10 protein-coding genes are annotated in these 13,836 nt (G+C 68.0%); 4 read left to right on the top strand and 6 right to left on the bottom strand.

Going from position 1 to position 13,836, the window contains the following annotated elements; translation table 11 throughout:
* Nucleotides 1-295 precede the first annotated feature (295 nt).
* Complete coding sequence (gene ggt, locus HFGMBDPB_RS05650; RefSeq protein ID WP_016448064.1) at nt 296-2,287, top strand: gamma-glutamyltransferase; 1,992 nt, start codon at nt 296-298, stop codon at nt 2,285-2,287.
* A 372-nt stretch (nt 2,288-2,659) separates the two neighbouring features.
* Nucleotides 2,660-3,616 carry a tripartite tricarboxylate transporter substrate binding protein gene (locus HFGMBDPB_RS05645; RefSeq protein ID WP_016448063.1) on the top strand — a complete coding sequence of 319 codons (957 nt, stop codon included), beginning with the start codon at nt 2,660-2,662 and terminating at the stop codon, nt 3,614-3,616.
* A gap of 58 nt (nt 3,617-3,674) precedes the next feature.
* Here HFGMBDPB_RS05645 and HFGMBDPB_RS05640 read toward each other — a convergent pair whose 3' ends face one another.
* Together HFGMBDPB_RS05640 and HFGMBDPB_RS05635 are read right to left on the bottom strand one after the other, a co-directional pair.
* Entirely contained in the window at nt 3,675-5,531 is a 1,857-nt protein-coding gene (locus tag HFGMBDPB_RS05640) for an ABC transporter ATP-binding protein (protein WP_016448059.1), read from the bottom strand.
* Between the two features lie 301 nt (nt 5,532-5,832).
* Nucleotides 5,833-7,047, bottom strand: coding sequence for an MFS transporter (locus tag HFGMBDPB_RS05635; protein WP_212645048.1), 1,215 nt, complete (start codon nt 7,045-7,047; stop codon nt 5,833-5,835).
* A gap of 105 nt (nt 7,048-7,152) precedes the next feature.
* On the opposite strand from HFGMBDPB_RS05635, the gene HFGMBDPB_RS05630 reads away from it, so the two are divergent.
* Nucleotides 7,153-8,061 carry a LysR family transcriptional regulator gene (locus tag HFGMBDPB_RS05630; RefSeq protein WP_017406936.1) on the top strand — a complete coding sequence of 303 codons (909 nt, stop codon included), beginning with the start codon at nt 7,153-7,155 and terminating at the stop codon, nt 8,059-8,061.
* Between the two features lie 61 nt (nt 8,062-8,122).
* On the opposite strand, the gene cysK is transcribed toward HFGMBDPB_RS05630, so the two are convergent.
* Nucleotides 8,123-9,040: a cysteine synthase A gene (gene cysK, locus HFGMBDPB_RS05625; RefSeq protein WP_016448056.1), complete on the bottom strand. Its 918-nt coding sequence runs from the start codon at nt 9,038-9,040 to the stop codon at nt 8,123-8,125.
* A 138-nt stretch (nt 9,041-9,178) separates the two neighbouring features.
* Here cysK and HFGMBDPB_RS05620 point away from each other — a divergent pair, with 138 nt between their 5' ends.
* Nucleotides 9,179-10,114, top strand: coding sequence for a LysR family transcriptional regulator (locus tag HFGMBDPB_RS05620; protein WP_047470973.1), 936 nt, complete (start codon nt 9,179-9,181; stop codon nt 10,112-10,114).
* A 20-nt stretch (nt 10,115-10,134) separates the two neighbouring features.
* Here HFGMBDPB_RS05620 and HFGMBDPB_RS05615 read toward each other — a convergent pair whose 3' ends face one another.
* The 3 genes from HFGMBDPB_RS05615 to HFGMBDPB_RS05605 all read right to left on the bottom strand — a co-directional run bounded on the left by HFGMBDPB_RS05615 (nt 10,135) and on the right by HFGMBDPB_RS05605 (nt 13,664).
* Complete coding sequence (locus HFGMBDPB_RS05615) at nt 10,135-11,505, bottom strand: amidase (protein ID WP_212645047.1); 1,371 nt, start codon at nt 11,503-11,505, stop codon at nt 10,135-10,137.
* 50 nt (nt 11,506-11,555) lie between these two features.
* The gene (locus tag HFGMBDPB_RS05610) at nt 11,556-12,233 is read right to left on the bottom strand and encodes a DUF2848 domain-containing protein (protein WP_133072311.1); all 678 of its coding nucleotides are present in this window, start codon (nt 12,231-12,233) and stop codon (nt 11,556-11,558) included.
* A 105-nt stretch (nt 12,234-12,338) separates the two neighbouring features.
* Nucleotides 12,339-13,664 (bottom strand): MFS transporter, encoded by a 1,326-nt coding sequence (locus tag HFGMBDPB_RS05605; protein ID WP_016448052.1) that lies wholly within the window; start codon nt 13,662-13,664, stop codon nt 12,339-12,341.
* Nucleotides 13,665-13,836: the final 172 nt, after the last annotated feature.

The following is a 13,836-nucleotide window of genomic DNA, read 5'->3' as shown; positions in this document are numbered from 1 at the left end:
ATGGTAAGCCAAAGTGGGCGACCGCACAGGCTGCGGGCCGCACAGCCTTGGGGTGTGCTCGGGTTCGGATTTTCCGTCAGATATTTCCGGTGCTGGTGCCGTCCCGATCCGGGCACGGACCTTGCATGCAGGGCCGGCCATCCGCGAACGGGGCCCTTCAGTCCCGCTCTGATGGGGTGGCTGCATCTGCGCGAAGTGGTGGTGGAACGGATGTAAGCTCGCGGCAAGCCTGCGGGCGGGTGCTGCCCCAGGTGAACAAGATCAACGCATTCCACGCACCACAAGGAGACATTTCATGAAGCAACCCCCTTCCAGGCAACGCCTGCCCGCATGGCAGTGGATCGGCCTTGCGGCCGCCACGCCGCTGTTCCTCGCATCGTGCGGCGGTGGTGGTGGCAATGGCGGATCGGGCCAGGACGACCTGGCCGCCTGCGCCATCACCTCGGGCGATGGCAGCGTGGTCGTGGGCTCGGGCCTGCCCGGTGATCCGGCCGCACCCGAACCCTCGTCGGGCTACCGCCTCGGCAAGAAGGCCCTGCACACCTCCAAGTACATGGTGGTCACGGCCAACCCGCTGGCGTCCAAGGCCGGTTGCGAGGTGCTCAAGTCCGGCGGCTCGGCCGTGGATGCGGCCGTGGCCGTGCAGATGGTGCTGGGCCTGGTGGAGCCGCAGTCCAGCGGCATCGGCGGTGGCGCCTTCATGCTCTACCGCGATGCGGCCACGGGCAAGGTCGTGGCCTATGACGGCCGCGAGACCGCGCCGGCTGCCGCCACGGAAAACTACCTGCGCTACGTGGACGATGCCACCGACCAGACCGCGCCAAAGCCTTCGGCGCGCTCCAGCGGCCGCTCCATCGGCACGCCGGGCGTGGTGCGCATGCTGGAACTCGCGCACAAGGACTACGGCAAGACCGCGTGGCCCCAGCTGTTCAATTCGGGCATCGACCTGGCCAGCAAGGGCTTTCCCATCAGCGGCCGCATGGCCGCCGCGCTGGAGGGCTCCAAGACGGAGCTGGCGCGCGATGCCGATGCCGCCAAGCTGTACTTCGATGCCCAGGGCAAGCCGCTGGCGCTGGGCGCCAAGTTCGTCAACCAGCCCTATGCCGACACGCTGCGCAGCATCGCCACGGGCGGTGCCGATGCCTTCTACCGTGGCGACCTGGCCCAGGCCATCGTCAGCAAGGTGGGCGTGACGCAGACCGTCTCGGACGGTGCGCCCATCACCCCCGGCAAGACCACGCTGCAGGATCTGGCCAGCTACGAGGCCAAGCGCCGCGAGGCCGTCTGCACCACCTACCGCGCGCGCTACATGGTCTGCAGCATGCCGCCGCCGTCGTCCGGCGGCATCGCCGTGGCACAGGCCATGGGCATTCTGGAGAACTTCGACCTCAAGGCCTATGCGCCCACGGCCATCGATGGCGAGGGCGGCAAGCCTTCGGTGATGGGCGTGCACCTGGTCAGCGAAGCCCTGCGCCTGGCCTATGCCGACCGTGACAAGTACGTGGCCGACACCGACTTCGTGTCCCTGCCCGGCGGCTCGCCGGCCCTGATGCTGGACAAGAGCTACCTGCGCCAGCGCGCCGCCCTCATCTCCACGACCAAGAGCATGGGCACGGCCCAGGCAGGCAACTTCGGCACGCCTTCGCAGGGCGTGGTCGACGTCAAGGAGGCCGGCACCACGCACATGAGCATCGTCGATGCCAAGGGCAACGCACTGAGCATGACGACCACGGTGGAGTCCAGCATGGGGTCCTTTCACGTCACGCGCGGCTTCGTGCTCAACAACCAGCTGACCGACTTCGCGGCCATCCCCAGCACCGCCGACGGCCCGGTCGCCAACCGCGTGCAGCCGGGCAAGCGCCCGCGCAGCTCCATGGCGCCCACGCTGGTGTTCGACCTGAAGACCGACGGCACCGCCGGCGACTTCAAGATGGCCACGGGCTCGCCGGGCGGCAGCACCATCATCCAGTACGTGACCAAGACCCTGGTCGGCGCGCTGGACTGGGGTCTGGATGCGCAGCAGGCCACGTCGATGGTGGACTTCGGCGCGGCCAACAGCCCGACCACCAACGTGGGCGGCGAGCACCCCAACATCAACACGGCCAATGGCGGCAACGACGACCCGCTGGTCAGCGGCCTGCGTGCCCTGGGCCATGTGGTGTCCATCAGTGCGCAGTCCAGCGGGATTGGCACCATCTTGCGGGTGCAGCGCAATGGGCAGGCGCAGCTGGAAGGTGGGGCTGATCCGCGCCGTGAAGGGCTTGTTCTGGGCGATACCGTTCGCTGATTTCGGTCTGATGATTGACTGAGGAAGGCGCTGCTGGCAGGGATGCTGGTGGCGCTTTTCTTTTATGGGGTCCATAGCCTGCCCCCGGCAGGGACAAAAAACATCCCTGAATGGCAGCCGCTCTGAAGGCATACGTGTCACGTCAAAGACATGCCCCAATCACCGCGGCGCGCACAAAAAGCAGCCCGCAAACTCTGCAAACCAAGTAACCACGTCACCCTCCGCTATAGAGTTCCACTCCCCGCACCCACGCTGCGCGTTTTCCCCACAAGCCCCAACGCTACGGGCTTGCCCGAATCCATGGTTGGCATGCATCCATCTAAATTGAACAGCAGCAAGTTCGATGGTCGTGAGCCTCTGAGGAAGATGGAAATGCAAAGACGAGTGTTTGGCGCATGGATGTGCGCATCGGTCCTGATGACGGGCGCAGCATGGGCGCAGGACAGCTATCCCAGCCGCCCCATCAGCCTGGTCGTGCCCTACGGCGCGGGCGGCGTGACCGATGTGGTGGCGCGTGCGCTGGCCCAGGGCATGGGCAAGCAGCTGGGGCAGACCGTGGTGATCGAGAACAAGCCCGGCGCGGGCGCGTCCATGGGCGTGATGGACATGCGATCGGCCAAGCCGGACGGCTATCGCCTGACGCTGGCGCCCGTGAGCATCTTCCGCCAGCCGCACATCCAGAAGGTGCAGTACGACCCGGTGCGCGATCTCAGCTACATCGCCACCTACATGACCTATGACTTCGTGCTGGCCGTGCCCCAGGACTCGCCGTTCAAGACGGTGCAGGACCTGGTCGAGTTCGCCAAGAAGAATCCGGGTGCCGTGGACTACGGCACGCCGGGCAAGTTCACGGCCAACCACGTGGTGATGGCGCTGCTGGAGCAGGCCACGGGCGCACGCTTCACGCATGCGCCCTTCAAGGGCGATGCCGAGGCGCTGAACTCGCTGATGGCCGGCCACATCAAGTCCGGCGTGTACGCCAACACGGTGCTGCCGTACCTGAGCTCGGGCAAGCTGCGCGCGCTGGCCTCGGCCTCCGAGGTGCGGCCCGAGGCCTTTGCCAACGTGCCCACGTTCCGCGAGGCCGGTTATGCCTTCGATGTGCCCTCGCCCTTGGGCATTGCCGGGCCGCGCGGCCTGCCGCCCGAGATCGTGCGCAAGCTCGAAGCCGCCATCAAGGCCGCCATGGACGACCCGGCCTTCCGCCAGGTCGTCGGCAACTACGGCGTGCGCACGCAGTTCCGCGGCAGCCAGGAGTACACGGCGTTCGCCAGGAAGGCGTTCGAGGACGAGAAGAAGATCGTGCAGAACATAGGCCTGGAGGATTGAGGCCGCTACGCGGGCGGCAGCCCGGCCATGGCCCGCAGGTCCACCAGCCGGCGAGCGTCTAGCCGTTGGCGTTGGCAGCTTCCGAGCCCTGCTCTGCGAGGAAGCCGCCGCTCTGGTGCGACCACAGCTTGGCGTAGATGCCGCCCAGCTCCAGCAGTTGCTGGTGCGTGCCCTGCTCGACGATCTGGCCCTGGTCCATGACGATGAGCCGGTCCATGGCCGCGATGGTCGACAGGCGGTGGGCGATGGCGATCACGGTCTTGCCGTGCATGAGGCTGTCCAGGCTTTGCTGGATGGCGGCCTCGACCTCGCTGTCCAGCGCGCTGGTGGCCTCGTCCAGCAGCAGGATGGGCGCGTCCTTGAGCATCACGCGCGCAATCGCCACGCGCTGGCGCTGGCCACCCGACAGCTTGACGCCGCGCTCGCCCACCTGGGCGTCGTAGCCGCTGCGGCCCTTGAGGTCGGTCAGCGTGGCGATGAAGTCCGAGGCCTCGGCCTTGTCCGCGGCGGCCAGCATCTCCTGCTCGGTCGCATCGGGGCGGCCGTAGAGGATGTTGTCGCGCATGGAGCGGTGCAGCAGCGAGGTGTCCTGCGTCACCATGCCCACGGCGCCGCGCAGGCTGTCCTGCGTGACGGTGCGGATGTCCTGCCCGTCGATGGTGATGCGCCCGCCCTGGGGTTCATGGAAGCGCAGCAGCAGGTTCACCAGCGTGGACTTGCCCGCGCCCGAGCGGCCGATCAGGCCAATGCGCTCGCCCGCGCGGATGTGCAGGTTCAGGTGGTCGATCACCTGCTTGCCGCCGTCCTTGTAGGCAAAGCTCAGGTCCTCGAAGGCGATGGCGCCGTGCGTGACCTGCAGCGGCCTGGCGTCGGGCGCATCCACGATGGTGCGCGGCTTGGTCAGCGTGAGGATGCCGTCCTGGATGGTGCCCACGTTCTCGAACAGGCCCGTCATCTGCCACATCACCCAGTGCGAATAGCCCATCAGCCGCAGCGCCATGGCAATCACCGCTGCCACCACGCCCGCGCTGGCCTGGCCGGCAGACCACAGGTACAGCGCCGTGCCCGTGGAGCCCACCAGCAGCAGGGTGATCATCAGGTGGTTGGTGATCTCGAACAGGCTGACCAGCCGCATCTGCGCATAGCCGGTGGACTTGAAGGCGTCCATGGCGTTGCGCGCGTACTCTGCCTCGCGGCGCGTGTGGGCGAACAGCTTGACGGTGGCGATGTTGGTATAGGCATCGGTCACGCGGCCCGTCATCATGGAGCGCGCATCGGCCTGCTCCTTGCCGATCTTGCCCAGGCGCGGAACAAAGTAGAAGCAGGCGCCGATATAGGCCAGCAGCCACAGCGCGAACGGAATCATCAGCCGCCACTCGAAGCTGGCCGCCAGCACCAGGATGCCGATCATGTAGACGCTCACGCCCACCAGCACATCGACCACCATGAACACCACTTCGCGCACCGACAGCGCCGTCTGCATGATCTTGGTGGTGATGCGGCCCGCGAACTCGTCCGCATAGAACGACATGCTCTGGCCCAGCATCAGCCGGTGGAACACCCAGCGCAGGCGCATGGGGAAATTGATGGCCAGTACCTGGTGCATCACTGCCGTGTGAAAGGCCAGCAGCAGCACGCTGGACAAGAGGATGGCGGCAATGCCCCAGACCGTGCCGCGCTGCTGCTCCCAGAAGCCTGCCGGCGACACGGTGGAAAGCCAGTCCACCACATGGCCCATCAGGGCGAACAGCGCCGCCTCGTAGACGGCCAGCAGCGCCGAGGTGCAGGTCAGCAGCGCGATCCAGCCGCGCATGCCTTGCGTGCAGGCCCAGATGAAGGCGAAAAAGCCCTTGGGCGGGACCGTGGGCTCGACGCTGGGATAGGGCGGAACGCGTTTTTCAAAGAAACCGAACAAGATTTTTTTACTCCTTGGTCAGACCATCGTAGGCCAGAGTCGGGTTTGCCCGATGCGCGTTCAGCATGACCTTTGGGCGCAACATGTTTTGTAAGAGATCTCCACACAACTGTCTTACGCCGGGCTGGGCGTCACGTCTGCGCTGCACACAGGCGGCGGTCCGGGATGCGGTCGCGGCGCCGGTACGGATTGTCCAGGCCCGAGGCGGTTCACTTTGTGCGCGAGCAGACAACGCAGCATGCAGCGGCCAGCAACAATGCACGCCGCTGCGATTGCCGGTCCTGGCTCTTCATGGAGTGGATCATGCGCAGTGCGCGTGCCTTGCTCGCCCCGAGCGTGCCATGCACAGCGCCGCCACGGCCGCCAGCATGGCCAGGCCGGCGGCAACCCGGCCCGTGGACAGAGGGCCTGCGGTCTGCAGTGCCCATCCGCCCAAAAGGGCACCCAGCGCAATGCCGGCATTGGCGGCCGAGACATTGGCCGTGCCCGCCAGGGCCTGCGCCTGGGGTGCGGATTGCATGACGCGGATCTGGCAGACCGGGTACAGGGCCGTGTTGGCCACGCCCCAGACGGCCAGCGCGACCACCAGCCAGGGCAGGGCCTGGGCCAGCTGCACGGTGGCCGCCATGCCCAGGGCCAGTACCAGGCACAGGGCCGCTGTGACTTTCAGCGCGTGGCGCTCGGCCCAGCGCCCGCCCAGCCAGTTGCCGGCCAGGCCGACGGCGCCAAATCCCATCAGCCACCAGCCCACGCGTGCGGGTGCCACGCCGGCGGCGCGCTCCAGGATTTCGGCCAGATAGGTATAGGCCGTGAACATGGCCGTGAAGACCAGCACCGACAGCGCAATCTGCGCCAGGAACCGGGGAGTGCGCAACACGCGCAACTGCTGCGCCAGGGGCATGCGGGGCGCGCCTTCAAGCGCCGGCATCTTCCATTGCAGGGCCAGGGCCACCAGCAGCGACAGCAGGGCCAGCAGGCCGAAGGCGCCGCGCCAGCCCACGGCATCGGCGGCCAGCGTGCCCAGGGGAATGCCCAGCAGCAGCGCCGCAGAAATGCCCAGGTAGACGCTGGCCACGGCACGGCCTGCGCGTGACGGTCCTGCCAGTTGCGCAGCGGTTTCGCTGGCCGTGCCCCAGAACACCGGCAGCGCCATGGCCGGCAGCAGGCGCGCCAGTGCCAGCACGCCCAGGCTGGGCGCCACGGCCGCCAGCGCATTGGAGCCCGCAAACAGCAGGGCAATGGCCACGAACAGGCGCTTGCGCCCCACAGGTGCCAGCCAGGCCGTGAGCGGCGGACCGGCCAGCGCCACGACCAGGGCGAACAGCGTGACCAGCTGGCCGGCCGCCGCAGCGCTGGTGCCCAGGTCGCGCGCCAGCGCCGGCAGCAGGCCGACGATCAGGAACTCCGTTGTGACGATGACGAAAGCCGCCACCGCCAGCACGGCGGTGGCGGCCTTGCCTTGGGTGGCAGGAATGGAGGGGCGGGCATCGCGGTTCAGGGATGGGGCAGGGGACATGCGCAAAGACTCCGGGGAAAAGAAACAACAGGCCCGCGAGCTTATTTAAGATGTGAATTCTTATCTCGGATGAATTTTCTGCAGATACTGGAAATTGATTCTTGAATGAAAGCCGCCATCGCCATGTTTCCTTCGGAGCGTCTCAAGGGCATCGAGGCCTTTGTCTGTACCGCAGACGCGGGCAGTTTCACGGCTGCTGCCGAGCGGCTGCACCTGACGGGCTCGGCCGTGGGCAAGGCCGTGGCCCGGCTGGAAGCCCGGCTGGCGACGCGCCTGTTTGAACGTACGACGCGGCGGCTGCGGCTGACCGATGCCGGCGAGGCCTTCTACCGCACCTGTGTGCGCGTGCTGGGTGAGCTGGAGTCGGCCGAGCAGGTGCTGGCCGCCGAGCACCTGGAGCCCGCAGGCAGGCTGCGTGTGGACCTGCCGGCGCTGTACGGACGGCTCAAGGTGATGCCGCTGCTGCTGGAGTTTGCACAGCGCCATGCTGCGGTGCAGCCCCAGGTGTCGTTCACGGACCGCTTCGTGGACGTGGTGGACGAAGGCATCGACGTGGCCGTGCGCATAGGCGGCAGCGTGCAGCTGCCTGCGGGACTGGGCCAGCGTCTGCTGGGGCGGGAGCGGCTGGTGTTCTGCGCATCGCCTGCCTATCTGGAGCGGCGCGGAGCGCCTGACAGCCTGCAGGCACTGGCCGGCCATGATGCCGTGGCCTATGGAAGGACCGATGCAGGCATGAGTGCATGGCAGAGCAGTGCCGGCGCCATTGCGGTGCAGCCGCGCATGGTGCTGGGCGATGGCGAAGCGGTGGTGGCTGCCGTGATGGCGGGCTGCGGCATTGCCCAACTGGCCACGTGGATGGTTGAGGCGCCGCTGCGCGATGGCCACCTGCTGCGGCTGCTGCCCGGCGCCGAAGTCGATGGCCTGCCGCTGCACCTGGTCTGGCCGCGCAGCCGCCAGTTGCTGCCCAAGGTGGATGCGCTGCTGCGGCACCTGGCTCAGGGCCTGACGATCTGAACGGATCTGCCATGACAAAAGGCCCGCGAAGGGCCTTTGGCTTGTTCAGGGGGCAGGGCGGTCAGGCCGGCAGGAAGCCTTCCACCGACAGGTAGCGCTCGCCCGTGTCGTAGTTGAAGCCCAGCACCTTGGCGCCTGCGGGCAGCTCGGGCAGCTTCTGCGCGATGGCGGCCAGGGTGGCGCCCGAGGAGATGCCGACCAGGATGCCTTCCTCGCGGGCCGAGCGGCGTGCGTACTCGCGCGCGGGTTCGGCTTCGACCTGGATCACGCCGTCCAGCAGGCTGGTGTCCAGGTTCTTGGGCACGAAGCCTGCGCCAATGCCCTGGATGGGGTGGGGCGAGGGCTGGCCGCCCGAGATCACGGGCGAGGCGGCAGGCTCCACGGCGAAGACCTTGAGCTGGGGGAATTGGGCCTTGAGCACCCGCGCCACGCCGGTCAGGTGGCCGCCCGTGCCCACGCCGGTGATCAGCACATCCAGGCCTTCGGGGAAGTCGGCCAGGATTTCCTGGGCGGTGGTGCGCACATGCACATCGATGTTGGCGGGGTTCTCGAACTGCTGCGGAATCCAGGCGCCGGGCGTCTGGCTGGCCAGCTCCTGGGCGCGGGCGATGGCGCCCTTCATGCCCTTTTCCTTGGGCGTGAGGTCGAAGCTGGCGCCGTAGGCCAGCATCAGGCGGCGGCGCTCGATGCTCATGCTCTCGGGCATGACCAGCACCAGCTTGTAGCCCTTGACGGCGGCCACCAGGGCCAGGCCCACGCCGGTGTTGCCGCTGGTGGGCTCGATGATGGTGCCGCCGGGCTTCAGGGCGCCGGACTTCTCGGCGTCCTCGACCATGGCCAGCGCGATGCGGTCCTTGATGGAGCCGCCGGGGTTGCCGCGCTCGGACTTGATCCACACATTGGCACCGGCGCCGAACAGGCGGTTGATGCGCACGTGGGGCGTGTTGCCAATCGTTTGCAGGATGTTGTCAGCTCTCATCGGACCTCCGCGATTTTGGGGTGGTGGTTGGACAGTCGGGGTGTTGCGCAGCCAGCGTGCGCGGTCACGGAGCATTGTGCACGCAGGCGTTCCATGCATGGGCTATATCGATATGGCCTGGACGGCTAACATCGCCGCATGAATCTACGGTTCCTGGAAACCTTTGTGCTGCTGGCCGAACTGCGCAATTTCCGCATGACGGCCGAGCGGCTGTACACCACGCAGGCCGCCGTCTCCAGCCGTATCGCCACGCTGGAGCAGGAGTTCGGCGTGCGCCTGTTCGACCGTGGCGTGCGCGAGGTCACGCTCACGGCCGACGGCGCCAAGGCCCTGGTCCATGCCGAGCGCATGCTGCGCCTCATGCGCGAGATGCGCGAGGACATGCTGGACAAGCAGGCCTATGCGGGCGTGATCCGCATCGGCGCCATCGAGTCCATCGTGCACAGCTGGTTTCCCGATTTCCTGGCGCTGCTGCAGCAGCGCTATCCGCGCCTGCAGGTGGAGATTGCCTGCGACACCACGCTGCACATGTCCGAGCAATTGGTGAAGGGCCAGCTGGACCTGTCGCTGCAGGCCAAGCCCGTGACGGCGGCCGGCGTGGGCCATCTGTCGCTGGGTGAATTTCCCATGGCGTGGGTGGGCAGCCCCAAGCTGGGCATTGGCGACGAGACCCTGAGCCTGGCCGAGCTGGCGGCCTTTCCCATCATGTGCTTTGCGCGCGGCTCCGAGCCCTATGCGGTGATCGAGCAACTGTTCTCCACCGAAAGCAGCGCCTCGGTGCACCTGAACTGCATTGCCTCGGTGGCCACCATGATCCGCGTGGTCTGCGACGGCCTGGGCGTGGCCGCCGTGCCGCCGGCCATCATCCAGCGCGAGCTGGCCGAGCAGCGCCTGCGCCTGCTGCGCGTGGACCGTGAGTTCCCCTCGCTGCCGCTGGTGGCCTGCTACCGCAATGACCACCAGAACCCGCTGACCGAAGTGGTGGCGCGCGCGGCCGAGGAGACCGCCGCCGCCTTTGCGCTGAACCACGGCCAGGCCGTGGCGCGGCTGCCGGGCAGCGGCCTGGGCGGCTAGGCCCGAGGCCGTCTGGTCGATCAGCCCTGCGCCGAAGCCAGCAGCTGCTCCACGGCCAGGGCCACGGACAGCAGTCGCCGGTCCTGCCCGCCGAGGCCGGCCAGGCTCAGGCCCACGGGTGCCTCGCCTGCGCGGTGGCAGGGCAGGGAGATGGCGCAGCCGTCGAGGAAGTTGATCAGCGTGGGGTTGCGCAGGATCAGGCCGTTGGCGCCGAAGTAGGCCTCGTCGCTCTGCGTGAGGTCGGCGATCTTCGGGGCGACCACGGGCACGGTGGGCATGACGATCAGGTCATGGTCGGCCATCTGCGTGCTCACGGCGGCAATCCACTGCCTGCGGCGTGCCAGCAGGTCGATGTAGTCGGCCGCGCTGATGTCCTTGCCGCGCAGGATGCGCGTGCCCACGCGCGGGTCGTACTCGGACAGGCGCGTGGCGATGTGGTGGCGGTGCCAGGCCCAGGCCTCGGCGGCCGTGAAGCCGCCCTTGGAATTGATGTCGGCCAGCTCGCCGAAGGGCGCGACCACGGCATGGGTGATGTGGGCGCCTGCCTGCGACAGCCGGGCCAGCGTGCGCTCCCAGGCCGCGGCCACGGTGGCGTCCATGCCGTCCAGCACCACGTTGGTGGGTGCCAGCAGGCGCAGGCCCTGCAGCGGCGCGGCATGCAGCTCGCCCAGCGGCTCGCCGGAGAGGATGGCGTCCAGCGTGGCGCAGCAGCGCACGCTGGGGGCCAGCGGGCCGATGGAGTCCAGGTTGGCCGACAGCGGCAGCACGCCTTCCATGCTCACGCGGCGCGCCGTGGGCTTGAAGCCCGTGAGCCCGCACAGCGCCGAAGGAATGCGCACCGAGCCGCCCGTGTCCGAGCCGATGGCCGCCATGGCCATGCCGTCGGTGACCGAGATGGCCGCGCCCGAGGACGAGCCGCCCGGGATGCGGCCGCCGTCCTCGTCACGCTGCCAGGGATTGCGCGGCGTGCCGTAGTGCGGGTTGATGCCCAGGCCCGAGTAGGCGAACTCGGTCATGTTGGTCGTGCCCACGATGACGGCGCCGGCCTGGCGCAGGCGCTGCACCACTTCGGCCGTGCGCTGCGCGGGCGGTGCGTCGGCCAGCAGGCGCGAGCCGCCCAGCGTGGGAAAGCCGGCGATGTCGAACAGGTCCTTGACCGAGACCGGCAGGCCCTCGATGGGCGAGCGCGCCAGGCCGGCCGCACGCAGCACGTCGCTGGCGCGGGCCTCGGCCAGGGCCGCGCCCTGGAACACGCGCGTGAACACCTTGGGGCCTTCCCCCGACATGGTGCGGGCCAGGGCCTGCTCGGTCAGCTGCACCGAGGTGGTTTCGCCGCCATGCAGGCGCTGTGATGCCAGTTCCAGGCTGGGCAGGGGGAGGGCTTGGGTCATGTGGGAAGTCCTGTGGGTGAAGGCGGGCGTGGGCGGATCGGAGTCGCGGCTCAGGCCACGACGTCCAGCGGTTCGCTGCGGTAGCTGTGGCGGATGGAACGCTGGCTGCGGGGATCGTACAGCTCCATGGAGAACTGCGTCGAGGGGCGGATGCCGCCGATGGCGCCCACCGTGCCGCAGGTCATGCCGCAGCCTGCGGGCAGCAGATCCTTGCCGCCCGTGAAGCCTGCGATCAGGTCCTGGGGCGTGCGCAGGCTGGCCAGCGTGCCTTCCTGGTAGAGCACCTCGCGGCCGTCTTCCACGATCCACGAGCGCACGACCAGCTCATCCCAGTGGCCGGCCACGTCGGCAAAGCGCCAGGCCTGGGTGGCCACGGGCTTGACGCAGGCCTGCTTGGAAAAGGCCACGCTGTAGGCTTCCAGCTTGCGGTCCGTGTGGTCGGAGGCCAGGCTCACGAACATCTCGCCTTCGTGCGTGAACACGAAGACCTCGACCTCGCCCGAGGAGTCCGGGCCCAGCACCTGCAGCGCGCTGTGCTGGCTCAGCTGGTTGCTGGAGATGCGGTAGTACAGCGGCACGGCGCTGGGGCGCGGGATGCCGATGGCGGCCAGCTCCTCGATGTGGTGCTCGATGGCCTCGCGGTCGCGGCCGGCCCAGCCGGCGACGATGAGGGTGTCGAATTCAGGGGCGAAGGTCTGGCCTTCGGGGGTGGTGAACTGCAGTTGCATGGCAGGCGATCCAGGGGGAATTCGGGGCCGCGGGCCCCGGTGAGAAAACGCGGAAGTCAGGCTGTGGCGTGCGGAGGGCGTGGAGCGGCACCGCACGCGCAGGCCTCACTGCTTCCTGACGAAGAGCACGACCAGGAAGGCCGCCAGGAATTCGAGGGCTGCCACGAAGTACAGGCCCGAGGACAGCGATCCCGTGCTGGTCTTGAGCGCGCCGATCATGTAGGGCGCCACGAAGCCGGCCAGGTTGCCGATGGAGTTGATCAGTGCAATGCCGCCGGCCGCCGCCGTGCCGGCCAGGAAGGCGGCAGGAATCGACCAGAACACGGGAAAGGCCGCGAGGATGCCGATGGAGGCCAGCGTCAGCGCGCACAGGGCGAGCACGGCGTTGTGCAGGAACAGGCCCGTGAGGATCAGGCCCGCCGCTGCGATCAGCGCGGACAGGGCGCAGTGCATGCGGCGCTCGCCGGTCTTGTCCGAATGCATGCCGTTCCAGACCATGGCCAGCGTGCCGGCCAGGAAGGGAATGGCCGAGATCAGGCCGATCTGCAGCGTGTTCTGGATGCCGATCTCCTTGATGATGGACGGCGACCAGAACGCGATGGTGGCGTTGCCGCTGACGATGCAGAAATACACGGCGGCGCACAGCCACACGCGGTAGTTGCGGCAGGCATCCAGGAAGGACACATGCTTGTGGCCGCCCTGGTTCTCGGCCTCCACGGCAGCGGTCACGGCGCGCTGCTCGGCCGCGCTCAGCCACCTGGCGTTGGCGGGCTTCTCGGGCAGGTACAGCAGCACGAAGAAGCCGGCGATCACCGAGGGAATGCCTTCCAGGATGAACAGCCACTGCCAGTTGGACAGATGGCCCACGCCCTGCATGCCATTCATGATGGCGCCCGCAATCGGGCCGCCCACGGCGCCCGCAATGGCGAACGAGGTCATGAACAGGCCGTTGACGCGCGCCCGGTGGCGGGCCGGGAACCAGTAGGTCAGGTACAGCACCACGCCGGGGAAGAAGCCGGCCTCCACCACGCCCAGTACGAAGCGCAGCACGTAGAACATGGTGGGCGTGGTCACGTAGGCCATGGCCATGGAGGCCGCGCCCCACAGGATGGTGATGCGCGCCAGCGTCTTGCGTGCGCCGATCTTCTCCAGCAGCAGGTTGCTGGGCACTTCGAACAGGAAGTAGCCGATGAAGAAGATGCCTGCGCCCAGGCCGTAGATGGCCTCGCTGAACTGCAGGTCGTCCAGCATCTGCAGCTTGGCGAAACCGACGTTGACGCGGTCTATCCAGGCCAGGATGAAGAGCAGGACCAGAAAAGGGATCAGGCGCCAGGCGATCTTGCGATAGGTGGCGTCCATGTCGAGGGACGCGGCCTCGCCGGCGCCTGTGCTCTGTGCGAGGGGGTGTGCGGCGGATGCCGGGCTGCTCATGGGGTGTCTCCTGTCTTCGAAAGTGCAGCGGGCACACGGGCCAGGCCGCTGGGACCGGGCCCGTGTGTCGTGGGAACCTCACGCGTCTGGCGCTTGCAGCGGTTCCTTTGGCGGCAGTATCGAAAGGCAGGACAGGGCTGTCCAACAAGAAATTATGAGCAGGCCTGAATGC

This window comes from Delftia sp. PE138, from assembly GCF_018320755.1.
GTDB classification, from domain to species: Bacteria; Pseudomonadota; Gammaproteobacteria; order Burkholderiales; family Burkholderiaceae_C; genus Comamonas; species Comamonas tsuruhatensis.
Note: the sequence above shows the minus strand (reverse complement) of the source record. Positions and strands in the feature narration are given on the sequence as shown.

Excerpts from the sequence above, each read along its gene's own strand:
- cysK (WP_016448056.1), bottom strand. The coding sequence starts at position 9,040 with ATGAGAGCTGACAACATCCTGCAAACGATTGGCAACACGCCCCACGTG.
- ggt (WP_016448064.1), top strand. The coding sequence starts at position 296 with ATGAAGCAACCCCCTTCCAGGCAACGCCTGCCCGCATGGCAGTGGATC.
- HFGMBDPB_RS05615 (WP_212645047.1), bottom strand. The coding sequence starts at position 11,505 with ATGACCCAAGCCCTCCCCCTGCCCAGCCTGGAACTGGCATCACAGCGC.
- HFGMBDPB_RS05610 (WP_133072311.1), bottom strand. The coding sequence starts at position 12,233 with ATGCAACTGCAGTTCACCACCCCCGAAGGCCAGACCTTCGCCCCTGAA.
- HFGMBDPB_RS05630 (WP_017406936.1), top strand. The coding sequence starts at position 7,153 with ATGAAAGCCGCCATCGCCATGTTTCCTTCGGAGCGTCTCAAGGGCATC.
- HFGMBDPB_RS05635 (WP_212645048.1), bottom strand. The coding sequence starts at position 7,047 with ATGTCCCCTGCCCCATCCCTGAACCGCGATGCCCGCCCCTCCATTCCT.
- HFGMBDPB_RS05620 (WP_047470973.1), top strand. The coding sequence starts at position 9,179 with ATGAATCTACGGTTCCTGGAAACCTTTGTGCTGCTGGCCGAACTGCGC.
- HFGMBDPB_RS05645 (WP_016448063.1), top strand. The coding sequence starts at position 2,660 with ATGCAAAGACGAGTGTTTGGCGCATGGATGTGCGCATCGGTCCTGATG.
- HFGMBDPB_RS05605 (WP_016448052.1), bottom strand. The coding sequence starts at position 13,664 with ATGAGCAGCCCGGCATCCGCCGCACACCCCCTCGCACAGAGCACAGGC.